This window comes from Desulfonema magnum, from assembly GCF_017377395.1.
Taxonomy (GTDB): domain Bacteria; phylum Desulfobacterota; class Desulfobacteria; order Desulfobacterales; family 4be13; genus Desulfonema_C; species Desulfonema_C magnum.
This window is the reverse complement of record NZ_CP061800.1, coordinates 7,137,560-7,162,226: the sequence shown is the minus strand read 5'-3', so window position 1 is coordinate 7,162,226 and position 24,667 is coordinate 7,137,560. Positions and strand designations below refer to the sequence as shown.

At 44.7% G+C, this 24,667-nt stretch carries 23 protein-coding genes; 16 read left to right on the top strand and 7 right to left on the bottom strand.

The genetic code is table 11. The annotated features are described in order from the left end of the window. Nucleotides 1–88: 88 nt before the first annotated feature. The 7 genes from dnm_RS27445 to dnm_RS27415 all read right to left on the bottom strand — a co-directional run bounded on the left by dnm_RS27445 (nt 89) and on the right by dnm_RS27415 (nt 7,626). Complete coding sequence (locus dnm_RS27445; protein ID WP_246556114.1) at nt 89–1,318, bottom strand: CaiB/BaiF CoA transferase family protein; 1,230 nt, start codon at nt 1,316–1,318, stop codon at nt 89–91. After that, entirely contained in the window at nt 1,308–2,543 is a 1,236-nt protein-coding gene (locus dnm_RS27440; RefSeq protein ID WP_207680069.1) for a CaiB/BaiF CoA transferase family protein, read from the bottom strand. Before dnm_RS27440 ends, dnm_RS27445 begins: the two co-directional genes overlap by 11 nt. 96 nt (nt 2,544–2,639) lie before the next feature. Continuing rightward, on the bottom strand, nt 2,640–3,386 hold the full coding sequence (locus dnm_RS27435; RefSeq protein WP_207680068.1) for an SDR family NAD(P)-dependent oxidoreductase: 747 nt from the start codon (nt 3,384–3,386) through the stop codon (nt 2,640–2,642). A 45-nt stretch (nt 3,387–3,431) separates the two neighbouring features. After that, nucleotides 3,432–4,184 carry an SDR family NAD(P)-dependent oxidoreductase gene (locus dnm_RS27430; protein WP_207680067.1) on the bottom strand — a complete coding sequence of 251 codons (753 nt, stop codon included), beginning with the start codon at nt 4,182–4,184 and terminating at the stop codon, nt 3,432–3,434. Nucleotides 4,185–4,265: 81 nt separating this feature from the next. Next, nucleotides 4,266–5,435 (bottom strand): benzoylsuccinyl-CoA thiolase subunit BbsB, encoded by a 1,170-nt coding sequence (bbsB, locus tag dnm_RS27425; RefSeq protein WP_207680066.1) that lies wholly within the window; start codon nt 5,433–5,435, stop codon nt 4,266–4,268. 19 nt (nt 5,436–5,454) lie between these two features. Then, complete coding sequence (bbsA, locus tag dnm_RS27420) at nt 5,455–5,892, bottom strand: benzoylsuccinyl-CoA thiolase subunit BbsA (RefSeq protein WP_207680065.1); 438 nt, start codon at nt 5,890–5,892, stop codon at nt 5,455–5,457. Nucleotides 5,893–6,417: 525 nt separating this feature from the next. Next, the gene (locus dnm_RS27415; protein ID WP_246556112.1) at nt 6,418–7,626 is read right to left on the bottom strand and encodes a TetR/AcrR family transcriptional regulator; all 1,209 of its coding nucleotides are present in this window, start codon (nt 7,624–7,626) and stop codon (nt 6,418–6,420) included. A gap of 1,185 nt (nt 7,627–8,811) precedes the next feature. Between dnm_RS27415 and dnm_RS27410 the strand changes: the two genes are divergently transcribed. The 16 genes from dnm_RS27410 to dnm_RS27335 all read left to right on the top strand — a co-directional run bounded on the left by dnm_RS27410 (nt 8,812) and on the right by dnm_RS27335 (nt 24,420). Continuing rightward, entirely contained in the window at nt 8,812–8,988 is a 177-nt protein-coding gene (locus dnm_RS27410; RefSeq protein ID WP_207680064.1) for a benzylsuccinate synthase gamma subunit family protein, read from the top strand. A 64-nt stretch (nt 8,989–9,052) separates the two neighbouring features. After that, a complete protein-coding gene (locus dnm_RS27405) occupies nt 9,053–11,488 on the top strand; it encodes a glycyl radical protein (RefSeq protein WP_207680063.1) in 2,436 nt (811 codons plus the stop codon). A 186-nt stretch (nt 11,489–11,674) separates the two neighbouring features. After that, nucleotides 11,675–11,881, top strand: coding sequence for a hydrogenase (locus dnm_RS27400; RefSeq protein WP_207680062.1), 207 nt, complete (start codon nt 11,675–11,677; stop codon nt 11,879–11,881). A gap of 121 nt (nt 11,882–12,002) precedes the next feature. After that, nucleotides 12,003–13,073 carry a glycyl-radical enzyme activating protein gene (locus tag dnm_RS27395; RefSeq protein ID WP_207680061.1) on the top strand — a complete coding sequence of 357 codons (1,071 nt, stop codon included), beginning with the start codon at nt 12,003–12,005 and terminating at the stop codon, nt 13,071–13,073. Then, the gene (locus dnm_RS27390) at nt 13,063–14,067 is read left to right on the top strand and encodes a glycyl-radical enzyme activating protein (protein ID WP_207680060.1); all 1,005 of its coding nucleotides are present in this window, start codon (nt 13,063–13,065) and stop codon (nt 14,065–14,067) included. Before dnm_RS27395 ends, dnm_RS27390 begins: the two co-directional genes overlap by 11 nt. 269 nt (nt 14,068–14,336) lie before the next feature. Continuing rightward, nucleotides 14,337–14,762 carry an acyl-CoA thioesterase gene (locus dnm_RS27385; RefSeq protein ID WP_207680059.1) on the top strand — a complete coding sequence of 142 codons (426 nt, stop codon included), beginning with the start codon at nt 14,337–14,339 and terminating at the stop codon, nt 14,760–14,762. A gap of 242 nt (nt 14,763–15,004) precedes the next feature. Further along, nucleotides 15,005–15,883 carry an AAA family ATPase gene (locus dnm_RS27380; RefSeq protein WP_207680058.1) on the top strand — a complete coding sequence of 293 codons (879 nt, stop codon included), beginning with the start codon at nt 15,005–15,007 and terminating at the stop codon, nt 15,881–15,883. Between the two features lie 95 nt (nt 15,884–15,978). Continuing rightward, nucleotides 15,979–16,161: a hypothetical protein gene (locus dnm_RS27375; RefSeq protein ID WP_207680057.1), complete on the top strand. Its 183-nt coding sequence runs from the start codon at nt 15,979–15,981 to the stop codon at nt 16,159–16,161. A 102-nt stretch (nt 16,162–16,263) separates the two neighbouring features. Continuing rightward, on the top strand, nt 16,264–18,096 hold the full coding sequence (locus dnm_RS27370; protein WP_246556111.1) for a vWA domain-containing protein: 1,833 nt from the start codon (nt 16,264–16,266) through the stop codon (nt 18,094–18,096). Continuing rightward, on the top strand, nt 18,087–18,665 hold the full coding sequence (locus dnm_RS27365; protein WP_207680056.1) for a DUF4125 family protein: 579 nt from the start codon (nt 18,087–18,089) through the stop codon (nt 18,663–18,665). Before dnm_RS27370 ends, dnm_RS27365 begins: the two co-directional genes overlap by 10 nt. Nucleotides 18,666–18,906: 241 nt before the next feature. Further along, complete coding sequence (locus tag dnm_RS27360; RefSeq protein ID WP_207680055.1) at nt 18,907–19,314, top strand: hypothetical protein; 408 nt, start codon at nt 18,907–18,909, stop codon at nt 19,312–19,314. Further along, the gene (locus tag dnm_RS27355; protein ID WP_207680054.1) at nt 19,311–19,796 is read left to right on the top strand and encodes a DUF4258 domain-containing protein; all 486 of its coding nucleotides are present in this window, start codon (nt 19,311–19,313) and stop codon (nt 19,794–19,796) included. Before dnm_RS27360 ends, dnm_RS27355 begins: the two co-directional genes overlap by 4 nt. A gap of 111 nt (nt 19,797–19,907) precedes the next feature. Further along, complete coding sequence (locus tag dnm_RS27350) at nt 19,908–20,831, top strand: DUF4037 domain-containing protein (RefSeq protein WP_207680053.1); 924 nt, start codon at nt 19,908–19,910, stop codon at nt 20,829–20,831. 53 nt (nt 20,832–20,884) lie between these two features. After that, entirely contained in the window at nt 20,885–21,817 is a 933-nt protein-coding gene (locus tag dnm_RS27345) for an NAD-dependent epimerase/dehydratase family protein (RefSeq protein ID WP_207680052.1), read from the top strand. Nucleotides 21,818–21,868: 51 nt separating this feature from the next. Further along, nucleotides 21,869–23,674, top strand: coding sequence for a methyl-accepting chemotaxis protein (locus tag dnm_RS27340; protein ID WP_207680051.1), 1,806 nt, complete (start codon nt 21,869–21,871; stop codon nt 23,672–23,674). A 17-nt stretch (nt 23,675–23,691) separates the two neighbouring features. Next, on the top strand, nt 23,692–24,420 hold the full coding sequence (locus dnm_RS27335; protein WP_207680050.1) for a substrate-binding periplasmic protein: 729 nt from the start codon (nt 23,692–23,694) through the stop codon (nt 24,418–24,420). The last annotated feature ends 247 nt before the right edge of the window (nt 24,421–24,667 follow it).

Here is a 24,667-nt window from a genome sequence, read left to right as displayed (position 1 = left end):
AAATTATAAATTCCAAATTCCGAATTTGCTGTCCGGCTTTTGGATGACAGAAAACTTAACACCTGACACCTGACACCTAACACCCTTTTTAAGTCAGCACATCTTCGGCTGTGAGCTGCTCAATTTCTTCCTCTGAGTACTCCAGCAGTCCGGTCAGAACTTCTTTGGTATGCTCGCCCAGCAACGGGGCCGCAGTCCGCATCTCTATCGGTGTTTTGGAAAACATGATGGGGGCCCGGTTATACAGTGCGGAACCCACAACAGGATGATCAAGATAGGACCAGAATCCGCGCTCCCGCATATGATCGTCTTCAATAGCACTTCGGGAGTCATTTACAACGCCAGCTTTTACGCCATTTTGAAGCAGTTCTTTCATGAGCCAGTCTGAGTATTTGTCTCTGGTCCATGCTTCAATATTTGCGTTCAGTTCTGCCTCATTTTCCTTACGGCTGGCAAAAGTTGAGAACTTCTCATCTTCGGCCCATTCCGGATTCCCCATCACTTTTTTAAGTGAGAACCACTCATCTTCGTTGAAAACACCGATGGCAATCCATTTCCGGTACCCGAGGGTGGTATAGACCCCGTGAGGAGCTGCATCAGGATCCCCATATCCCAGAGGCCCTAAAATCTCACCGCTGCCCGCGTAAGCCATGGCATCCGTGGGCTTCATGCTGATGGCAGATTCCAACTGGGATACCGCCACGGTCTGTCCTTCCCCGGTCTGCTCGCGTTGCAGCAACGCGGCCATGATGCCGAACAGTGTATGACCCGGGACCATGACATGATCTGTATAGTTTGTGCCGGTTCCAAAGGGGTTTTCCCCGGGCATGCCTGCCCGCTCGGTCAGCCCGCACAAGGCATTCAGATTGACTCCGTAGCCCATATAGGCTTTATGAGGCCCTGTGATCCCCTGGAGACTCATGGTCACATAAATAATGCGAGGATTCATTTCTTTGACATCCTCCCATCCCAGGTTCCATTTTTCCATCTGGCCCACACGAAAGTTGTTAATGATAATATCGCTTTTCTTTATTAAACGGATCGCGACATCACGGGCTTTGGGATGACTCATGTTTAATGAGATACATTTTTTATTGGGGTTCCGGTTTGCAAAATAGCCGCTGCGTTCCAATCCCTCGGCAACTCCGTCTTTAAAGGGGCCTCCTTTTCTGAGGATATCAGGACGTTTTGTGCTTTCAATCTTAATGATCTCCGCGCCGCACTGTCCCAGAACATTTGTTGTGATAGGACCCGCACCGACCCATGAAAAATCGCATACAACAATCCCCTCAAGGGCTCTTTTCATATTAGCCAACATATATAATGCCCTCCTTTGCGAACGTATTGATCTCGTCTTCCTCGTATCCGAGTTCTCTCAGTATCTCGGCAGAATGCTGACCAAGGGTTGGCGCGGGATTCCCGAACCGCCATTCTAAATTTCCAAATGTGTAGGGCGCACCCGGATAAGTCACTTCTCCGTTCAAATTATCATGGTGTATGGTCTGCCAGAAATTGCTGTGTTTCAGTTGGGGATTCTCCAGAAGGTCTTTGCCATTGCTTACAGGTGAAATCGCGACGCGGTGAGCCTGACCTCGTTCGTACAGGGCCAGTTTTTCATTCTGCATGGTAAATCCCTCAAACACCCGGCAGAATGTTTCATATCCCTCTGCTGACAATCGGTAACTCGGCTCAATCCATCTGGGATCGTCAAAAACTTCGCATCCTTCGACCCCCTCATCCTGCATCCATTTCACAAAGGGATCCCACATGACTTTGTTCTTGCCCATGATCGCGACAATGGCAATAAATCCGTCTTTGCACGGATGGACAGACGCGGAACCGGCTTCTTTTCCCCGTCCTCTGCGGTTTTTTCCCTCGAGATCCCAGTACTGGGCGGCGTTTTCAAGGGCCATTCCCGTGGCTTCCATAGCTGATACATCAACAAACTGACCGATGCCTGTTTTCTTTGCAAAAAGCAACGCGATAGAACTGCCCACGGCAGCGTATGCGTCCGCCATCCGATAGGCCTGGTTGTCGCATGCCCGGACCGGCTTGTCATTGTCAATACCCGCCAGAAATAAAAATCCGCCCAATGCTGAACAGGTCAGATCGCACCCCGGATAATCCGCGTAGGGACCGAACTGTCCGAAAGGGGTAATGGATGTCTGAACCAGTTTCGGATTGACCGCGCTTAATATGTCGTAAGAAAGCCCCAGACTGTCAAGATAGCCCGGTGCGAAACTTTCCAGCAGAAGATCGGCCGTGCTGCACAGTCTGAGGAAGATATCCCTGGCCTTCTCCTGCCTGATATCCAGAGCCATGCCTCTTTTACCGCCGTTATAATAAAGAAACTGAAGCCCTCTTTCCCTGTCCTGAATGCCCTCGTAAAACGGACCGATATTTCTCAGCGGATTCCCGGTGACCGGCTCGATATGAATTACATCCGCTCCCAGGCCCGCGTACATCTTTCCTGCGTAGGGTCCCAGTTCTCCTGTGAAGTCAATCACCCTCACATCAGATAAGGATTTCCCATCATTTCCCATTGGTTTAAATCTCCTTTCAGTCAGAAAAGCAGCACAAGCTCTGGTTTATGTTTTATGAGTCCGCAACTGAAAAAGCTTGTCCTGCTTTTTGAAATATCAGCCGGAAAACAGGCTTCTTCCGCCGCACACATACAAAACCTGTCCGGTAATGAAAGAAGTCTCATCATCTGCAAGAAACATCACTGCGTTGGCGATATCATCCACTTCTCCCAGCCTTCCGGTGGGCTGTTTTCCCAGCAAAAAGTTTCTGTTCTTTTCAGGAAGCTCATACCACAGCGGGGTTTCAATCAGTCCCGGGGCAATACAGTTTGAGGTAATGCCTTTTCTTCCCAGCTCAAGCGCAAGGGTTCTCGTTAATCCCACCACGCCAGCTTTTGCCGAAGCATAAGGGGCCTGTCCGGGGCCGCCCAGCCATGCGCGGGATGCAATATTGATAATGCGTCCGTGGGTTCTTTCAACCATATAATTATGCGCGGCCTGGCTGCACAAAAACGCGCCTTTCAGGTTGACATTGATGGTGATATCCCAGTCCGCCTCTGTAAGCTTTCTCAGCGCGCCTGCGCGCTCCATCCCCGCGTTGTTGACAAGAATATCAATGCTGCCGAAGGTGTCCACCGTGTCTTTGATCATCTCATCAACCGAGGATTTATTGCAGATATCAGCCACTTTTCCGATAGCATCAAAGCCCTGGCGCTTGAATTCTTCAACTGTTTCATTGACCTTGTCAGCGACAATATCATTAATGACGACTTTGGCACCATTTTCCGCCATCCTCAGGGCGGTCTGCTTTCCAATTCCGCTTGCTGACCCTGTGACGAGGGCAACCCTGTTTTCAATTCCCATTTTTAACCTCCACTTAATCCTTAAAAACGATAATTTGCCGGATTCCTAAATTGACATGGAAAAATACATGCTCTTTCCGCCGCAGACAAACAAGGTCTGTCCGGTCGCGTACGGAGAGGTGTCCGAAGCAAAAAAGCCTACAGCGTTGGCAATATCCTCAGATTTACCAAGTCGCTGAACGGGCATACCCTTGGCCAGCTTTGCCGCGTCTTCTTCGGACATATCCGGCGATTCAAACGCACCGCCTTTTGCCACGCAGTTTACTGTAATATCGTCTTTTGCCACTTCAAGGGCCAGGGATCGGGTGAAGCCGAAGATAGCGGATTTGGAGGCTGAATAGTTGGCCTTTCCGGGCCATCCGATATACTCAAGATTTCCCATATTGATTACCCGCCCATATTTGTTCTGACGCATCTGAGGAATCACCTCACGACAGAAGAAGAACATCGGGTCCAGGTTTGTGGTGAGGGATTTATGCCAGTCATCATCTGAAAGGTCAGCGATCCCTTTGCCTTCGGAAGTATCCACATTGTTCACAAGCACGTCAATTTTACCGAACTTGGACACAGCTTCGCTCACGACCTTTTTCACTTCGTCAGCTTTTTCAGGAGCGGCAACAATGCCCAGAGCCTCTGCCCCTTCCTGCTTGATTTTTGATACGAGATTATCTATTTTTCCCTGATCCGTATCCGTGACAACAACCTTTGCACCGTTTTTCGCAAACCTCAGGCTCATTGCCTGACCGGCTTCGTCTGTGGCGCCGGAGATAAGCACAACCCTATCTTTAACTATCTCCATAATCCGTCCTCCTTACTTTAATAAATTACCAGATACCTTCGGTTTCAGTCCGTGTTACCCATACTGCTGAACACATTTTTTTTACCAGTCTCTGACCAGCATATGCATGGTACAGGCCGCATGTTCTGTTCCTGACAGTCCGCCGCCGGTGACATGGGACATGGCGACTCTCGGAACCGGATCCACCTGATAACCGCCGCACTGTCCTCTCAGCTGCTTGACATTCGCTGCAATCTGAGCCGCGCCGGATGCGCCGATGGGATGGCCGTAAGAAAGCATTCCGCCCCTGGGGCTGACCACACATTGTCCGCCATAAGTGGACTGGCCGTCTCTCAGGAATTTCAGTCCGTCGCCTTTGTCACATAACTGCATACATTCGTAATAGAGAAGTTCGGCAATGGTGAACGCGTCATGAAGTTCCAGGATATTTACTTCCTTCGGGCCGATGCCGGATTCTTCATAAAGCATCTCACTGGTCATTTCTGTAATATCATCACCGGTGATATCCCTGGGGCCGTTGTGATAAGGCCCTGAGGTGACAACTGTTCCTGCGACTTTTACCGGCTGTTCAATCCCCAGTTTCCTGACCATCTCTTTTGAGCAGACCACCACCGCGCCGGCACCATCGGCAATACCGCAGCACTGATGCAGGGTCATGGGATAGGCGACCATCCGTGAATTGACAACTTCTTCAACACTGATCTCACCTTTGAACCACGCATGGGGGTTATGGGTGGCGTGTTTTCTGTTTTTTACCGTGATCATGGCAAAGTCTTCGATGGTCGCGCCTCTGTCGTGCATATACCGCGTGGCCCGCATGGAGTATTTTCCGGTCATAACACCGCCGTGAACCGATTCAATATCATTCATGGCAGGCATGAAGGCTGTCCCGCTTTGTCTGCGAAGCGTATGATTTTCCGCGCCCACGCCCATGGACACTTCCGTAAGCCCGGTGGCAACATCCTTGATGGCCAGATGCACCGCCATGGCTCCTGCTGAACAGGCACTTTCCACGTTGATAACAGGTGTCTTGCCGCACATGCCCAGGTCTTTTAAAATGGTCTGGCCGGTGACAATACCATTATGAGCGTTTCCCACATACGCGCTCTGAATCACATCCGGACGGTCAATGTTGGACCCCTTTATGGCCTGAAAGGCTGCCTGCCGCCCCAGCGCGTCATAATCCAATTTATGTTTGCCAAATACGGTCTCTCCTACACCCGCAATATATACCTCTCGTTGCAGCTTCATAATAACTCCTTCCCGAAAACTATGCTGATACTTTTTTAAACTTATAGCTGATAATGGGTAAGCCGTCCTGATTCATTCGGATGGGACCGGTTGTCAGTTCCACCTCTTCATCACATTTGAAGCTTTCCACTTCTCCGTCAAGCTGGGCAAATATCCTTATTTCTTCCGGAAGGTCTATGTAACCGACAATATAGGGGGTATCCATCCCGGGCTGTCCGATATAGATGTCAGCAAAGCTGTACAAGATTCCCTTTCTGCTCAACGGAATCATTTCGAATTCTTCTCCCCAGCACGTGGGACAGGGACTTAATTTGGGGAAATCAAGTTTTCCACACTTTTTACATTTGTAACCCTTCAGGTACGGAGGTGAACCATCTTCCGGCACCTCTAAAAGGTCAGGATGAAAAAAAGTGATATCCGGTTCTTTTTCCTTTTTTTTCTTTTTTCCCTCCGCCATTTGCCTCTCCTTTCCTTAGTTACTTTAGGATTATATCAATTTATAAAATTTTATACTCTCAATCGTATTTTTAGCCTGCTCATACGATTCCGAGATATTGTTTCAATACTATAAAACTATATAAATTCAATAGATTGATTATGTTTATATAAAATAGTAAGATATATTTCATTAGAAGAATACATTGAGTCAAATTCAATTTGAGGCAGATTCAATCATAAGATCATTCCTCTGTCAACACTTTTTTGAAAATAATATAATAATACTATAACATAAAGATTTTAATGGTATAAAAAAATATGACATAAAAAGAACAAAATATCCTGTGTCATCGGTGTAAGTTACGGTCTCCGGTTATAAAAACCCTGTTTTAAAGAGATTGGAGAAACTGATGATCTTCTGCATTTATTTGAGGCGGATTCAATCGGCCTGTCATGCCGGGCGACGCTGAATTATATTCACCTGCGTCAGAACAGTAAACAGAACGTACCGGAGACGGTGTTTCAGCCAAGGGGCAGGGGCAGTTCATAATAAAGAAGGATCACTGGCCAATGCGCGGCATAAAAGCGCCGTGACCTGTCCGAATTCTTCTGTCATCTCCATGGGCGTGGTCTTACCAAGAAGAAACCATCTCACAGCCAAATGCGTAAATGTGCCGATATAAAGGTTTCTGAAGACCCTGTTGTTAATATTTGAACGAAAGACACCGGTTTTTTTCCCTTCCTCCAAAAGAGCATTCAGCATGTCATTATAATAGGTTGAATAACAGTCATACGCTTCTGAGGTATAAAATTCCTTGTTCAGCTTAATATCAGTTAAAAAAATTCTCAGAAATTTTTGGTCAGACATAAACAGAGTAAAATGATTACAAATCATACGTCTGAACTTAATGTCGGGATGTTCGGATGTATTCAATTTTTCCAGGGAATCTCTGAATTTTCTGAACTGCTCTTTGGGAATACAGAAAAGCAGGTCTTTTTTATTTTTAAAATATTCATAAATGGTTCCCTCTGCCACCCCGGCCCGGGTGGCGATTTCCAGCATGGTTGCCTTGTTATACCCCTTTTCAGCGAACACAGATATGGCCGCTCTGAGTATTTTCGAGGTCTTATCAGATTCCTCACTTAAAGAGGAAGCATTGGGATTTTTTTTGGAAATCATGGCCAGAACCAATGACATAACCGATTCAAAATCCCGGCTGGTCTCTTCAACTTCCTTGGATGCCAGACAGTTGACAGATTCCTCATCTAATAATCCGAATATCATGTCTCTGATAAGATTCAGATTCAGGTCATCACGAAAATAATTTTCACTGACCCCCTCTTTCAGGATACCCAGCATAATACCTGTATATTTCCTTAACTCCTGATATCCTTCATGATGATAGAAATTTTTATTGGCCCGGCATTCAAACAGCAGATTTTTCATAATCTTGGCATTGCTATATTTAAGATCACTCACAGCCAGATGAAACCATATCATCTTTCCCAGTTTGGACACAGGTCCCATAATCCCCTCAAAATGAAACAACAATTCCTTTCTTACTGCCTTCAGTTGTTCACCTAATACACAAAAAAGCAGGTCTTCTTTATTTTTAAAATAATGATAGATAATTGAATCAGCGACTCCCGCATTTTTGGCAATTTCCGCTATATTGGACTTTACCAGTCCGTTCTCGGAAATGATCTCCTTTGCGGATTCAAGAATTACTTGTTTTTTATGATTTTCCCCCACAATATCCTCCTTAAATTAACAGAATTTCCAAATCTGATAGTCATCACCTGAGCCTGAATAGCGATTCTGACCCTGCGCTGCCCTGAGCCTGATGATTTTCTGTGAACTCCGTAGTCCCGGTCAAAACCATTCTTGCTTGTCAAAGATATCTGTTCATCTGTAAAAATTTTCTGAGTTTTATTCGATATATAAGAAAGCCCTTTCCACAGCACTGTTTTTCACAGAAATTTCTTGCTATTTAAGGGAGTTTATAATTTTTTATGCAGGCATGACAAACAGATATCAAAACACAGAATACTAAAAAATATATTGGAGTCAAGTAAAAACTGAGGCATATACAGGTTATTTTACAAAAAAAATTCGCCTGGATATTTGATAACAAATCTGTCAAAGAACAACTATTTGCTTTAAATATAATGTAGTTCATTTTTCCTGAATAAATTCTGAATCACCTGTCAGCGTCCCTGTGGTTTAATCAAATGCCCCTCATTTGATATCACCTAAAATATACAATTCGATAAAAAGATAATTTATTCAGAAATATTTCTTTAATATCTGAAAAAAAATGCGTCCGAAAAGGATACCCGTGGCTATTTCAAAGCGCGTATATGAAAATAAAAAATGAATTCAAAAATAGAGCATGTTAACGGAATTGTGAGTCGTTTTTTTTTGAGAAAGGCTTATTTTTTTTAAAAAAATACTTGACAACATTCCCTGCTATCTGTTTAAATTACACTCAATAAACAGAACTGATCATGTCATATTCTATTTTAATTTTTTGAATAACAGAATTACTTAAAAATACTTCATTTTTCAAAAAATATATAATAGTAACGATTACTATTATATAAAAATGCTTGACAAAAACAGGGCTTGTCTATTATCAGCAGAGTATAAAAATTTGGAATTTCCTCTTCAGGGGGGCTGTTTCGGCGAGACAGTTCTCTGATCTCAGCGGAAACACCTGAATCCGAAATTTCGATTTCTTCAGACAAATCAGCGGGTTTCCGAGTTGTTATTTATATTTATTTTACTGAATGAAATTCAGTATATGAAATTTGATTAAGATTTCTGACACATCAGGAAAAAAAATGTCCGACTTTTTTACAATCCGAATTTGTAAAAAGCAGACGCGTCAGATAGTTTAGTAAACGCTAACCTCATTTATCATAAAAGGAGAAAAAAATGTCCAAATGTGCAGACTGTGCCTTTTTTTTCAGGATTCCGGAGGGTGATCTTGATTATGAGCAAGGTAAAGGCGACTGTGTGATGGAACAACAGGATGAAAAAGGAAAATTCTGGTTATCCAAACCTGTGTTTGAAAGCGATGAAGCGTGTTCCAAAATGGAACAAAAAAGATAAGCAATTTCAATGCAGCGGGAATGAGATGTTCTGCATATAACCAAGGGAAGCAAGGAGAAATACTATGCCAATTACAGAAAGAACTGCAAGGCTGAAAGAAAGATGTCGTTTTAAACATGTGGCGGGTGGCGAATATGTGGATCCCGCTGTAAAAGCAGGGGTTGAAAGAGCACGCTATGTCACAGAAGCTCATAGAAAGAGTATCGGCCAGCCCAAAGCAATTGTAAGGGCAAAGGGTCTTGAGAATATTCTGAAAAAAATGACCATCCACATTCAGGAAGACGAACTGATTGTGGGCGCGAACACGGAACATCCCAGTTATTTTCCCATGTATCCGGAACTTTCCTATTTCTCCACCATTGACATGGCAGACAGTCAGTACTGTACAGAAAAAGAAGAAATGAAGGCTATTGCTGAATATTGGCGCCCTTACTGTATTCAGAGCCGATGTGAACAGTATTTCACAGAAGAAGAATTGGATATCATGTATTCGGCCACTACGGTTCAGCCCCCCATGTTTGTCACCGCGTTCAGCAGCATTGTTCCGAATTATGAAACGGTTTTGGAAGACGGTCTGAATAAGCGAATAGAGATCATTGAAGCAAATATTGAGGAGGCAAACAAATCGCTGAGGAGTTCACCCTGGAATGCCTCGGAAAATCTTCCGCTGCTGCATCAGATTGATCAGTGGAAAGCCATGATCATCGCTGATAAGGCCGTTATTGCCTGGGCCCAGCGATACAGCCGTCTGGCCAAAATCATTGCAGAAAATTTTGAAAGCGATTCAGAAAGAAAAAAAGAGCTGCTGGAAATATCCGATATTTGTCGGAGAGTGCCTGCCGAACCTCCCACAGGATTCTGGGACGCAATGCAGTCCAAATGGTTTACCTATCTGCTCTGTCACTCAATTGAACGGTACAGCAGCGGATACGGTCACAAAGAAGATAAAGTCCTGTGGCCTTTCTATCAGAGAAGCGTCATTGACAAAACCCACCAGCCCATGACAAGGGACCAGGCTCAGGAAATTGTGGAGTGCGAACGCCTCAAGGTCTCCGAGCACGGAAGCACCAAAGGCAGACAGCTCAGAGAATTCTTTGCCGGTTCGAACGACCTCTTTATTCTCACCCTGGGCGGCGTCAATTCTGACGGCAGTGATGGCTGTAATGACTGTACCGATGTCATCCTTGACGCGGCAGAGAGCATCGTCACCACAGAGCCTTCCATTGCATTCCGGTGGAATGAAAAAGGACGGGTGGAGACAAAGCAGCGGGTGTTCAACTGCATCAAAAAAGGATTCGGCTTTCCCTCCATTAAAAATGACGAGCTCAACACCGAACAGCTCATGAAATACTTTAATGTGCCGGAAGAGATCGCTCGGGACTGGGCTTTGGTCCTGTGTATGTCTCCCGGGGTCACAGGACGAAGAGGAACCCAGAAGACAAGAAGCGAAGGCGGATCAGACATTTATCCGGCCAAATGTCTTGAAGTGGCGCTGAACGACGGTTTTGACAGCTTTTTTACCGGGATGCAACTGGGACCCCGGACAGGAAACGGAAGAGACTTTACAAGTATTGATCAGGTATGGGAAGCCCTGAAGACACAGCTGCGTTTCGGCATTGAACTGAGTCTGCGTTCCAAAGATATCGGCCGGGTCATGGAAGCCAAGTTCCTGTGCTGTCCCTTTATTTCCAGCATTGATGACGGATGCGTGGAAAAAGGAATGGATGCGAATGACCTCGCTGAGATTCCCAATCCCTGGCATAACCTCATTGGCGGCAGCGTGGTGGTGATTGATTCCATCGCGGCCATTCAGAAGCTGGTCTTTGATGACAAAAAATACACAATGACACAGCTTATGGACGCGCTGGACGCGAACTGGGAAGGCTATGAGGAAATGCGGCTGGATTTCTGGAATGCCCCCAAGTTCGGTAATGATGATGATTATGTGGACGCAGTTGCAAAGCGTTTCTATGATCTGGTCGCGGATGAATGGAAGCGAAACATAACATATTCCGGCACCTATCCGCTGCCCCTGGCCCAGTCTGTCGCGGGTTATATTGTCAACGGCCCCAAAACAGCGGCTTCGGCAAACGGCAGAAAAGGCGGGGAAGCATTGGACGACGGCGGATGTTCGCCTTATATGGGATGTGACAAAAAAGGTCCTACGGCTGTGCTGAATTCTGTTGCCAAAATTGACGCGTCACGGCACAAGGGAATTCTGCTGAATCAGCGACTCTCTCCGGTACTGATGAACAGCGATGTGGGATTTGATCTCTGGCATGCATATATGAAAGCATGGCATGACAAGGGGCTTGATCATGTGCAGTTCAATGTCATCTCTACGGAGGACATGAAATCTGCTCAGAAAGAGCCTGAAAAATATACAGATATGATCGTCAGGGTCGCGGGCTACAGCGCCAGGTTCATTGATTTGGCAAGGTACTCCCAGGATACGATCATAGCCCGAACACAACATGAAGAAAGTGTGGCAGGCGCTTAATTACCGGATTTCCCAGCCACCATGCTGAGATATCTGATAATTAATTTTATCTCGGAGGGTCAGGGCGTTTTTACTGAATGATAAGGGCTGTTCTCTTCTTTCAAACCTTCAACGCGGGATGCTGTTCAACCGATATTTCCCAAAACCCCCTGATCCTTTTACTATCAAAGAAGGAGAAATTTTATTATGCCAACATGCAAGGAATGCAAATTCATAACACCGTCTCCCACCGGAGACCCGCGTAAGGGCGTATGTCTTGTTGAAAGAATGCAGCTCGCTGAAACTCAGAAAACAAATGTCGCAATCAGAGGAAAACTGGTCAAAAAAGATCAGGAGGCCTGCGAAAAATTTGAGAAAGGCGAATCTTGGAAAGATATAAGCGAACTGCTTTAATCTCTGAGTCTGCTCGGTACTGGTTGTAAGCTGTCGGGGACAGACAGGAACCAGTAACCGAGACGACGACCATAAGTACGAGTAATTAAACCTTCTTTCATTCAAAAGGAGAAAGACTGTCATGAACCACAGCCAACAGGTAGCCAAAGACAATGGGAAGTTTCTTGTGACGAATATTCAGCGTTTTTCTGTCAATGACGGGCCCGGCATAAGGAGTACCGTTTTTTTAAAAGGATGTCCTTTAAGTTGCGCGTGGTGTCATAATCCTGAAAACATCAATCCCTATCAGGAATTTTATCATAATACGGAAAAATGCGTGAGATGCGGCGCGTGTGCTGATGTCTGTCCTGAAGGTGCCATAACACCGCCTGTTAAAAGAGAGACAAAAAAGGAACCGGAAATGGCTGTTGCGTGTTGCACAACTCCGGAAAGTTCCGCGGCAAGGGCAGTGCCAGAAGAGATATCAGAAACAGAGCCGCCCCAGATAGACCGGGAAAAATGCACCCATTGTATGAAATGCGTGGAGGCCTGTAAATATGAAGCCCTGACCTTGGTGAGTACGCTTATGACCGTGGATGAGGTGTATGAAGAAGTGAAACGGGATGAGATGTTTTACCAATCATCCGGCGGAGGAATGACGCTTTCCGGCGGTGAGCCTCTGATGAATCCCGAGGTGACACTTGAATTGTTCAAACGAGCGAAAGCAGACGGCATACATACCGCGTTGGATACCACGGGGTTCGCAAAGTGGGAAATCATAGAGGGCATTCTGGATTATGTGGACATTGTGCTTTATGACATCAAAATCATTGACGAAGAAAAACATAAGAAATGGACCGGCGTGTCCAACAAACTGATTCTTGAAAATGCGAGGAAAATGGCGAAGCGGGGCACAAACATGAGAATCCGGTCCCTGGTTGTCCACAATGTCAATTACTGGGACCCCGGGCACGCCAAGGGCGTGATGGCGTTTGCCAAATCGCTGGGAGAGAGTGTCAAAGGGGTTGATATCCTGCCGTTCCATAATTTCGCAGAAGGAAAATATGATCAGTTGGGAAGGAAAAATGTGTTTAAAGGTTTTCCAAATCTCTTCCAGGAAGATATAGAAGCGTATGAAAAGATTATCACAGAAGGAAACACATGGAAGACGACTGTCGGCGGGATGATCGGAGTTGAACAAGATGCAGCATGATATTGGTATTGTCACACATATCCAAAAATTTGCGCTAAATGACGGACCAGGTATCCGGACTGTTGTCTTTCTTAAAGGATGCCGGATGAATTGTGAATGGTGTCACAATCCTGAGGGGAAAAAACATTTTCCGGAAATTTTTCATTTTTGGCCCAACTGCGTTGACTGCGGCAAATGCATCCGGGCATGTCCTGTAGAAGGGGCAATGGAAAGCATCTCCAGGGAACCTTTATATCCGGAAGAAAAAGGATTCAGAGGTAAACTGGGTTCAAAAATCATAAAGATTCATAAGGATAAATGTCTGAACTGCTTTCAGTGTGCGGAAGTCTGTGAATACGGTGCCCTTGTTGCCAGCGGAGAGATCAGAAGCGCTGATGAAATCGTTGACGAGGTGGCCCGGGATAAATCTTTTTTTGCTGAATCCGGAGGCGGCATGACCCTGTCAGGGGGCGAACCTTCTGCACAGCCCGAGTTTGCCCTGGCCTTACTCAGAGCAGCCAAAGAGAGGGGGATCAATACGGCCCTGGATACCTGCGGATATCAGTCCTATGATAAATTAAGCAGTTTATTGGATTATACGGATTATGTATTATATGATATCAAAAATATGGATGAAGAGGCTCATATTCGCCAGACCGGGGTTTCAAATAAAATCATTCTTGAAAACTTAAAAAAAATTATCACACGGGATGATGTTACCACTTATGTTCGTCTGCCAGTTTTGCCAAATGTCAATGATTCTGAGGAAAATGTACGAAAAACAGGGGAATTTGTTCAGTCATTAGGTCTGAAAGATGTATATCTGCTACCCTTTCATCCCTTTGCGGGGCAGTCTTACAGACTCATTGGCATGGATTACCCTTTTCCCATCGGAGACAGCTATCCGGAAGAAAAAGCAAATAACATTAAGGAAATTCTCGAATCATATGGGCTGAATGTCTCCTTGTGGATGGCGTGGATTCCCAATGAAGAAGCAGAAAATAAGACGGCATAGAACGCAGAGACAAGGCAAGCTCTGCCAAATGCAATTTGTGCAGTTCTGACAAGGACATACCCGCCAGTATTTCATCCGTCAGAATCAGTTTGGTGAGACAGTGTTTCAGAATATTTAAAGGGAGGATTCCTGAAAGAGAATTCCTCCCTTTAAAGTTTTATCGCTCAATCAGAAAATATTTTATTATTGACTTCGGTTTTAGAAAAGTTTGTAATGCCTGTTCATTATTTTTAACAGATTGAAACTTTTTAAATCATGAAAGGCGCATTATGAAACAAAATATTGTTGAACGCAGAATCATGTGGGGGGATCTGGATTCTCTCGGAATTGTTTTTTACCCCAGATATTACGAATGGATTGATGCATGCGGTCATCTTTTTTTTGAAGCTATTCATCTTAATATATTAACATTATGGCAGGAAAGAAATATTCAGTTCGGACTTGTGGAAACATCATGCCGTTATTCCAGCCCTGGAAGATATCATCAGAAGATAAAAATTGTTACGGAGATTGACGCGTTAGAGAAAAAAACACTCACGCTGAAACACGATATTATCTGTTCGGAAACTGACAAACTGATGGTAAGAGGACTTGAAAAACGAATTTGCATGAATGTCGCTGATCCTGAAAAGATTCGTGCCATCAACATACCAGATGACATTTATGTAATTTTAAAACGTTCCCAGACTCAATAAGGAGGTCCCAAAGATAGCATACCCAAAATGGAGCGTTTAAGAAAATATTTGTCCTTCCAAAGCGCCAAACTTGAAGTTTGACAGGTTGGCAGAATCACCCAACTTCCGGAGTGCCAAACTATAAGTTTGGCACTCCGGATAATCCTTTTTCTTAAACTCCGCAGGTAAGTTATTTGTTGGGTGTTCCTAAGTGTAAAACAATAATCAAATTAAGGCAAAGCATACCAAGGTGAGGTGAAATTTTGAATGCAACAGCGAACAGCAGCAACTTGTTAGTGCCTGAGGAAGACCCGTATTACTATATTAATAATGAAACCGTGGGGATTTTGGAAAAAATCCATAAAATATCCCGGAAACACCCTGTTAATGTCCTTGTGGCCGGCAGACAGGGCTGTGGAAAATCTTCGCTTGTCAATCAGTACGCAGCCGTTTACCAGCAGCCAATGGCGACCTTTCAGGTGGGTATTCTTTCGGAGCCGGGGCAGCTTTTTGGTGAATATACCCTGGAAAACGGCGAAACCAGATATAAAGAATTTTTATTCCCTCAGGCCATACAGACCCCCAACTGTGTTGTCCACCTGGAAGAAATCAATCGACCTGAACATCCCAAAGCTCTGAACATGCTGTTTTCCATTCTGTCTGATGATCGTCAGGTATGGATGGATGAACTGGGCACATTAAAAGTTGCTGACGGCGTGGTTTTTTTTGCCACACTCAATGAAGGTGAAGAATTCATCGGCACCGAACTGCTTGACCCTGCCCTTCGTGACCGCTTTTATATTCTCCTCATGGATTACCTCCCCAACGAAGTTGAAAAAGAAATTCTGATAAAAAAAACCGGAATCTCAGAAAAACAGAGCGATGATGTCATAGATGCCATAAACATTCTCAGAAGCAATTCTGATTTGTCCATTGAGGTTTCCACCCGGACAACACTGATGATCGGAGAGATGATGGCAGCCGGAGGGACATTAAGAGAAGCTATTGTAACCAGCCTTCAGACAAACAAAGAGACCCTTGAATCTATCCTTCTCTCCCTTCAGATGGAAAAAGGATATCTGGAAAAAGGGGAATTGGAATATCTCTTGTTTACCAAACAGGTTATGCTGAATGAGAAGTGAAAACCTGCCTCCCCTCGTTACTCGTTCCCAGGCTCTGCCTGGGAATGCATACCCGAGGCTCCGCCTCGTACGTCACCGTTCGGCTGATATTTCTCATGAACAGTTCACGCAAGGCAGAGCCTTGGGATATGCGTTCCCAGGCGGAGCCTGGGAACGAGGGGGCAGATTATAAATATTCTGTCCGTATTCACGGACAGGAGCGCACAGGAGCGGATCAGATGTCCCATGAAATAGATACCCAGACCAAGGTTATTTACCAAACAGGTTATGCTGAATGAGAAGTGAAAACCTGCCTCCCCTCGTTACTCGTTCCCAGGCTCTGCCTGGGAATGCATACCCGAGGCTCCGCCTCGTACGTCACCGTTCGGCTGATATTTCTCATGAACAGTTCACGCAAGGCAGAGCCTTGGGATATGCGTTCCCAGGCGGAGCCTGGGAACGAGGGGGCAGATTATAAATATTCTGTCCGTATTCACGGACAGGAGCGCACAGGAGCGAATCAGATGTCCCATAAAATAAAAGCTAAAACTAAGGTTATAGAGAGATTCCATATCCCGGGCCAGGACGGATATTCGGAATTCTGGAGAAGAAACAAATCTCCGGTTGAAAAACTTGAGCTTGCCAGGTTGCTGTTATCGCTGAGAAAAGTAGCGTCTTATGTGGGCAGAAATGTGGGGACCATTGTGTGGTCCGGCATGGATTTCAAACATGGCATTGCCCTTGATCCGTCTTCTGTCATGGGAAAATATCCGGTTCCGCCTTCCAAGACCGACAGAATTATCGGGCTTACCATCCGAAAGGCATATGAAAAAGTGGAGTGGAGCGAGCGCTTCAAGGAACTGGCTCAGGCACAGATGGAACTGCCGCCGCATTACGCCTACAAATTCGATTTATACTTTGATATATGCGAAAATATATATTTGGACTGCCTCTCAAACCGCAGTGTTCTGGCCTGTTATACGGAAAAAACGCGGATATCGGAGATTCGTGAGAGGCATGATGTGGCATCGCATCCCCCCACAGTGAATGAACTTTTTTATATATGGTGGGGCATGGCAGCGGACCGAAGCGGGACAAAGTACAAAGAAGAATATACTGATACCTCTGTAAGAGGTTTCTCAAAAAGAACAAGCTTGGAGCGGTTTTATAAGGAACCACTCGCTTTACTGAATTCCATTGTTGACCTGCTCATCTATGAATGCCCGAAAATTCATGGGGTTACCGAACGGGGAAATTTTCGTCTGAACCTTTATCTCTCTATATGGCCCAGGCTTTTTGAATATATCAAATTCTGGCCCACAGATTCAACAGACCCATTTCTCAAAAAGGTTAAAATCGGCGAAAACTTATTAAAACTCGAAGATGAGGACCAAGAATCTGAAAAGCCGACCAGTCTTATTTTTGCCAATGAAATAGAGCAGTCTCTCAGAAAAAACACACCGGTTTTTACAGACCGGGTAAAGGACGCTGTTCAGAATGCTGATGATGTTGTCCGTGTTCAGGGCAATGACATTGTTATGCATGCGAAAAACCGAATTGACAAGAAACTCCTGCACAATCTTCAATTCGTTATTAAGACGGCCGCGCAGCGAAAAACGGCTCACAACAGAGGGTTGAAAACTGGTAAGATTGACCGGAGACGGCTGTTCAGAGCGCCCACCACAGGCACTATCTTTCAGTTGAAAAAAGATGATTTTGATTTGGTCAACGATATCATACTTCTTGTGGACGCGACCGGGTCCATGTCTGCTCCGAGCCGATGGGAGCAGATTGAAAAAGTATATCAGTCATTGTTTTCAGCAATTAAAATGTACAATAAAAACGCCAGAGTGTTTGCCTACAATGAAGTAAAAAGCGTGTGCCGATTAACAGAGATTTATCTCAATGACAGATTTTTCACTGTGCTGCCTCACGGAAAGACCGCGTCAGGCGAGGCCATTATCGCCACGGCCATGGCCCTGAAAACCGGACACAAAAAACCGTTTATCATCCATCTGACCGACGGAGCCTCAAACTGGGGATGCGGTGTTGACAATGCCATTGAATTCTGCAAAAAGAAAAGAATTAACCTCCTGACACTGGGGATGGGGTGCAGTGAGTCCAACAAAGCATCCCTCCGAAAGGAATATGGGAAGCTTGTGCAGTTTGTGGACAATCCTGACACACTGCCGGGCGTGTTCCGAACCCTCCTTAATCATAGCAAATGGGACTGATAATTATGGATAATCAGAATCTTATACAATATATACTTGATATTGAGTGGGATATGTTTTCCCGGGTGCAGAGTGCCTCGCCCGCATCGTGCCAGAATTCTCCGGACACCTTTCGAAAGATTCGCGCCAGCATTTATGACGCCTGGACAAAGGAGATGCTTGAATCCTATCTGAATGATCTGAAAATCGCCCAGGAAAGAGGGCGGAACCTCCTCACTGAAAAATATGCCAGAATGGATAATCTGATCCCCCCGTTAAAATCTCATCCGCTCATGGATCACATCGTTGAGATCGAAACAACTTGGCAGGAAGAAATAAGAAATAAATATCCTGCAATTTATTATCACACCTGCCGAAGCACTGACCCCAGCGGCGACGGAAGCAATTTTTCCGTATATCTCAGAAGCGAATTGGAAACTTACAGTGACCAGACCATTCAATTATACTATAAAAATGTGAAAACTGCCGCGGATAAGGGTGAAAATCTCGCGTTGCTGATGCTCCGGCGAATGGTAACAGAAGGCGGATATAGGGATTTGGATCATGCTGAAACTTATCTGAGCAGATGAAGAAACAAAGCATAAGTATCCCTCGTTCCCAGGCTCCGCCTGGGAACGCATACCCGAGGCTCCGCCTCGATAGCATTTTATGTAAAACATTGGCCGGATGTGACGCCCGAGGCTCTGCCTCATATGGCATTTTATGTGAATTATCGCTCGGACAGTTCGAACGACGACACACGAGGCGGAGCCTCGGGTATGTATTCCCAGGCAGAGCCTGGGAACGAGAACTTTGGGAGCTTGAAAAACATTGATTCTTCACGACAAAACATATCGTTTGCCGGGTGTTGGCAGGTGGGCGCACGCATGGCGGGTGAGAGTCATAGACCTTTCTGTAAGCCAGCCCGATATGATTCATTTCAGACCTGTTATTCTTTTTGCTGTTCGGTCAAAAGGCAGAATTCTTAAAACAAACTGTGCTGAAAGCCTGGGAAAATGGGTTTGTAAAGAATTGAAACTGGATATTGAGCATCTCCTCTGGATCGAGCATTTCCCTAATACGCCTGAGCCTATGCGTGTCGCAAAGTTCCAGCTAAAGCCGCTTTTTGGCGACGATATTTATTCTGTTCAGTGGCGGCCTGCCATCTCAAACGAAATTCAGGCGATCAGACCCTTTATTCCTGATATTGAAAATATCACCATAAATGCCACATCATGACGGACACAAAAAAATCGCCGACCATAGCCTGGATCAGAAACAAGGCAGAAAACCGACAATATCATATATCTGAACACGTCATCAGATTTCTCATGGCAAGAAAACTCACTATTCAGGAGACAGAGGATGCCATTTCTAATGGTAAGATCATTGAAATCCATCAGAATCCTATGAGGGGTGACAGTTTTCTTATCCTGGGATATTCCGGAGAAAAACTAATCCATGTTATGTGCGCTCGTGGAAAAAATGACTGGCTCATCATACTTTTTGCCTACGTCCCATCTCCTCCGATGTGGGAAGATCCCGAAAACAGAAGCAAATTAAAAGGTAAGGACATGGTTGACAGATTCGGAAAATGCTTTTTCTGTGGCGGAGAAATAAAGGAAATAACGGTTGGGAATTTTGATTACCGGCTTAAAGGGCAACTCTATGTGATAAAAAATGTTCCTGCGGGACTGTGCCTGCAATGCGGTGAAAAATAGGTGAGTGCGGACACAGGAAGAAAGATAAATGAGCAGATTGATGCGGGGAACTATTTGGGAACAGACAGTGTTTATGTGCTGGAATACGAATAAATCTGAGGATGCGTGGTGATGAAAGGATTGGAACTGGCTGAAAGCTATTACAGAAAATACGGCGCGAGGATGATAAAAGAGAAGTTCCCTCAATATCAGGATCGTATTGCAGCGGGCCTTGTGGGAGACGGGTCCGAGTGCTACGGATTTGACGACGGGATTTCAAGAGATCACGACTGGGGACCTTGCTTCTGTCTCTGGCTCAATAAGGCGGATTTTGAAATCATAGGCCACGCGCTTCACCTTGAATATCAGCGACTCCCCAAATATTTTAACGGATGTGAGCGAATCGCCAGTCCGTGGGGCAAAGGAAGAGTCGGTGTGTTTGAAATCGGCACGTTTTACAGAAAATTCATCGGGCTTCCGCATGCGCCAAAAACCCCGGAACAATGGCTTTGCCTTCCTGAAGCTTACCTTTCATCATGTACCAACGGCAGGGTGTTTTATGATCCCCCGGGACAGTTCTCCCAAATCAGAAAGGAATTGCTCGGTTTCTATCCTGAAGATATCAGACTGGTAAAGATTGCCGCGAGATGTATGACGGCTGCCCAGTCCGGTCAGTATAATTATATGCGGTCTGTCCGACGAAAAGCATATTATGCGGCCCAATATGCGGAAACCCAGTTCTGCACAGATATCATGTCTCTGGTCTTTCTCCTGAACAGGCAATATATGCCTTATTATAAATGGAGCCATCATGCCCTCTGTGAGCTTCCCCTCCTCGGAAAATTTCTGCATCAGAAAATTGACGATATGGCAGCTTCTCATAACTATGAAACAAAAAATGACATTATCGAAGAGATAAGCGCAGCCGTCATAAGAATGCTTCATCAGGAAAGGCTGAGTGACTCAGCCAGCGATTTTCTCCTTGATCACGGGCCGGTTGTTCATGCAAAAATCAGGGATAAAAATTTACGACAGCGGGATGTCTGGATTGGGTAATTTGTAATTTGTAATTTGTAATTTGTGATTTGTGAAATGAGGGAGACCGGACGTTGAAAAATATATTGATTATCGGGGGAAGCTATTTCGCAGGAAGAGTTTTTGTTGAAGAACTCTTAAAAACAAAAGACTATAATGTGTTTGTTTATAATCGGGGAAATATTCCTCTGGGATGGAAAGAGGTTACAGAACTTGTCGGAGACAGGGAAGACGAAGATCAGATAAGAAAAACAATACCGGAGAAAGAATGGCACGCCCTGATTGATTTTTGCGGATATACGCCTGATCATATCGAAAAAATGCTCCGATCCCTTCCGGGAACTTTGTCCCATTATATCTTTATCAGCACCACCTCGATTTATGAGAACCGTTTTGATCTGCCCATTAAAGAAGACGCGCCGAAGGTTCTGACGCTTCATCCGGAATTAGGCCCGTATGCAGATTACGGGATGAACAAGTGGCTTGCGGAATGCAAACTTGAGAAAGAATGCAAAGCTAAGGGCATCACTTGGACATGTCTGCGCCCTGCAATTATCTACGGAAAATACAATTATGCTCCCAGAGAATCCTATTTTTTTGATCTTTTAAGAAATAACAAACCGATCATCATACCGAATAATGCGCTCGCTCTTTTCAGTTTCACATGGGTGGAGGATGTGGCAAAAATTATTCTCAGATGTCTTGGAAATGAGAATGTTTTTAACGAGGCATTTAACATCTCCGGCAAAGAACTGATTTCATATGAAAGATGGATTGAGCTGCTTGAAGAACTCAGCGGAAAAAAGCTGAAGACCATGAGGATGAGCATTGCTGAGATGAATGAGAATGCTATCCCCCTGCCTTTTCCCCCGGACAGCCATCTTGTATATTCCGGCGATAAGATTCAACGTATTTTAAAATTTGAATACACGCCATTTGTGGACGGAATACGAAAGACCTATGAGTATTACCAAATGCTGCAGGCGAGAAAGAGGGCGACCCTTTAAACAGAGTCTGCTGCTTTAAATATTCCGTCAGAGAAAAGTTAGGGGAAAAAAATGAATTTTCAAAATAAACTACTGGTTACGATTATTCCCATAGCGATTATTTTCGTCAGTACCTCGGCAATTGTGTCTTACCTGATAGCATCAGATGGCATCATTTTTTGGCAAAATAAAAACATGAAGACCATTACCCATATGGCTGTTGACGAATTGGAAATTTGGATAAATGAGCATGAAAGAAGAGCAATTTTTTTTAGTGAAAACGGCATATTTCAGGCTGCATGCAAAGGACAGCGTATGCAGGAAGCCCTGACCAGGCTGATGAAATACCATAAAATTTCTCCGTTTTATGAAAATCTTTTCTTAGCTGACACCAATGGAAAACTGTTCATGGATACCATAAAGGGTGAGCAGATCGGTGTTGATATGCTCGAAATTTCCGGTATTCAGCTAAATGTGGAAAAAGCCAGACAAGGTGAGGTCTGGACGAGTGATGTCATCATATCGCCTGTCACGGACAAATCCATATTCCTGACCACTGCTCCCGTAATCTCTGAAGGAGGATTTGTCGGGATTATCGGAATATCCGTTGATCTGGCCGTGTTCTCCGATATTTTCCTCAGCAAAGTCACTATTGGCAAAACAGGTTACTTATATCTGACAGATTCGAAGGGAAATATTGTGGCACACCCGAACAAAAAATTTATCCTGAAAAACAGCATTTATAATTACGACTTTGGGGAGAAAATGCTGGCGCAAAAAACAGGTCAGTTTGTTTATGATTTTCAAGGAACCCACAAAATCGCCTATTTGGCGACTTACGATAAAAAAGGATGGCTTTTGGTTGCAGCTACTCCGGCAAATGAAGTTCTCGAAGCGGTAAAACATATGAGGAACATATCTTTTTTACTGGGACTGTCGGGTATTATGCTGCTTTCTCTCGTTCCCTGGCTGATAACAAATAATGTTTTTAAGGTGATCAATCGGGCTGTCACTGATCTTGAAGAAGTGAGCAGGCAAATGGTTTTTGTATCGGAAGCACTTTCTTCAGATAGTCAGTCTCTGGCTGATGAATCATCGAAACAGGCATCCTCCCTTGAAGAGACCTCCGCCTCATTGGAGGAAATATCAGCCAAAACCAGGACAAATGCTGAAAACGCAAACCAGGCAAATCATATTGTCAGCGGTCTGAAAAAGGATATGGATGACGCTAACCGAGCCATGTCCGAACTTACATTCTCCATGAAACAAATATCAGATAAGAGCGAGGAGGCTCATAAAATCCTCAGTATAATTGAGGATATTTCATTTCAGACCAATTTGCTGGCCCTGAACGCAGGGGTTGAAGCTGTCAGGGCTGGTGAAGCCGGAGCCGGATTTGCAATTGTGGCAGATGAGGTGAGAAATCTGGCTATAAGAGCTGCGACATCAGCGGAGAATACTGCCGGCAGGATCGAAGAAACAAGAGGAGAAATCAATAATGCATTAGGGCGTCTGAAAAAGACCCAGAGCGCTTTTACCCGGTCTGCGGAGGGCGTTTCAAAGATAAAAGCGTTGGTCGGGGAAATATCTCTGGCCTCTGATGATCAGGCCGAAGAAGTCGGACAAATTAACATCGCCGTTCTTGACATAGATAAAATAACCCAGCAGAATGCGGCAAATGCGGAAGAATCGGCCGGCACTTCTGAGGAAATGAAAGCGCAGGCTGCTCAGATGCAGGGCATTGTTGAAAAATTGGCAAGTCTGATCGGGAGCAGACAACAAAACATGAGGCCAGGCAGGGTTCCCCTGAATTTACCATATCAGCGAATCAAAAATACGTCTGCTGAACTTGAAACGTCTAAAATCAACAAAGGATGAAATCAGAGGGGGTTTATATGCTTATTTTTATCAGAATAATAATTTTGTTGCCTGCAATACTATGTATGATTATCGGAGTGACAGCATCGGCAAAAGATCTCAAAGCGAGCATTGCACAGATGCCGATACATGCTGAAAGTAAGGACAAAGGCGTTTTAGTAGATTTGGTGAAAGCCATAGCTGAGGTATCCGGTCACAAAACAGATATCAGGGTGGTTCCCTTCAAAAGGTCTGTATATTATGTCACAAGCGGTAAGGCGGATTTTCATCTGCCGCTGATAAAAAACCCTGCTCTCAGAGAAGAAACCCTGGATTATGACTATTCTACTGAAACGATTTTCCATGTCAATTTTGTTCTGTATTCAAATAAAAACAAAGCAATTAATAAAGCGCATCTTAAAAATTATTACATAGAGACGGATCTGGCCCATGTGCGATATTTTGATTTTCCTGTTCATCCGTCTTCAAAGATTAAGAACAGTCTGATAAAGGCTGATATGGGAAGAACAGATGGTTTTATTTTTGCTGATACAGCCTGTGACCCGCTCATAAAAAAATATAATTTTAAAAATATCAGAAGAAAGTTATATAAAAGGTTTGAAGTCAAAATTGTGCTGCCAAAAGGAGGAAGAGGGGGCGAAACAGATAAAATTCTGACATCAGCCATAAACAAATTACGGAAAAGCGGCAGATATCAGAAGATAATGGGAACTATTGATCTCCCATATGATGATTGGCAGCCTTAATATTAAGGAGGAGTGCCAAACTTACAGTTTGGCATACCGGAAAATAAACCCGGGTTTTTTCCCGGGATGATGCTCTCTCTCCCTCGCAGGAAAAAGCCGGGTTTTTCCGCCCTTCGCAGGGGAAATATATAAGGAGGAGTGCTAAACTTACAGTTTCAGTAGATCGAAAAGTTTCCGGACTGTGTGCGGCATGGCAGAGAAACCCGGCTTTTTTTCCCCCGGACAGAAGGCTCCCCCCGCCGGAAAA

Coding starts and splice junctions, on each gene's coding strand:
- dnm_RS27365 (WP_207680056.1), top strand. CDS start 18,087: ATGGGACTGATAATTATGGATAATCAGAATCTTATACAATATATACTT.
- dnm_RS27390 (WP_207680060.1), top strand. CDS start 13,063: ATGCAGCATGATATTGGTATTGTCACACATATCCAAAAATTTGCGCTA.
- dnm_RS27385 (WP_207680059.1), top strand. CDS start 14,337: ATGAAACAAAATATTGTTGAACGCAGAATCATGTGGGGGGATCTGGAT.
- dnm_RS27375 (WP_207680057.1), top strand. CDS start 15,979: ATGAACAGTTCACGCAAGGCAGAGCCTTGGGATATGCGTTCCCAGGCG.
- dnm_RS27395 (WP_207680061.1), top strand. CDS start 12,003: ATGAACCACAGCCAACAGGTAGCCAAAGACAATGGGAAGTTTCTTGTG.
- dnm_RS27430 (WP_207680067.1), bottom strand. CDS start 4,184: ATGGAGATAGTTAAAGATAGGGTTGTGCTTATCTCCGGCGCCACAGAC.
- dnm_RS27410 (WP_207680064.1), top strand. CDS start 8,812: ATGTCCAAATGTGCAGACTGTGCCTTTTTTTTCAGGATTCCGGAGGGT.
- dnm_RS27350 (WP_207680053.1), top strand. CDS start 19,908: ATGAAAGGATTGGAACTGGCTGAAAGCTATTACAGAAAATACGGCGCG.
- dnm_RS27405 (WP_207680063.1), top strand. CDS start 9,053: ATGCCAATTACAGAAAGAACTGCAAGGCTGAAAGAAAGATGTCGTTTT.
- dnm_RS27435 (WP_207680068.1), bottom strand. CDS start 3,386: ATGGGAATTGAAAACAGGGTTGCCCTCGTCACAGGGTCAGCAAGCGGA.
- dnm_RS27340 (WP_207680051.1), top strand. CDS start 21,869: ATGAATTTTCAAAATAAACTACTGGTTACGATTATTCCCATAGCGATT.
- dnm_RS27370 (WP_246556111.1), top strand. CDS start 16,264: ATGAACAGTTCACGCAAGGCAGAGCCTTGGGATATGCGTTCCCAGGCG.
- dnm_RS27440 (WP_207680069.1), bottom strand. CDS start 2,543: ATGGGAAATGATGGGAAATCCTTATCTGATGTGAGGGTGATTGACTTC.
- bbsB (WP_207680066.1), bottom strand. CDS start 5,435: ATGAAGCTGCAACGAGAGGTATATATTGCGGGTGTAGGAGAGACCGTA.
- dnm_RS27335 (WP_207680050.1), top strand. CDS start 23,692: ATGCTTATTTTTATCAGAATAATAATTTTGTTGCCTGCAATACTATGT.
- dnm_RS27400 (WP_207680062.1), top strand. CDS start 11,675: ATGCCAACATGCAAGGAATGCAAATTCATAACACCGTCTCCCACCGGA.
- bbsA (WP_207680065.1), bottom strand. CDS start 5,892: ATGGCGGAGGGAAAAAAGAAAAAAAAGGAAAAAGAACCGGATATCACT.
- dnm_RS27355 (WP_207680054.1), top strand. CDS start 19,311: ATGACGGACACAAAAAAATCGCCGACCATAGCCTGGATCAGAAACAAG.
- dnm_RS27445 (WP_246556114.1), bottom strand. CDS start 1,318: ATGTTGGCTAATATGAAAAGAGCCCTTGAGGGGATTGTTGTATGCGAT.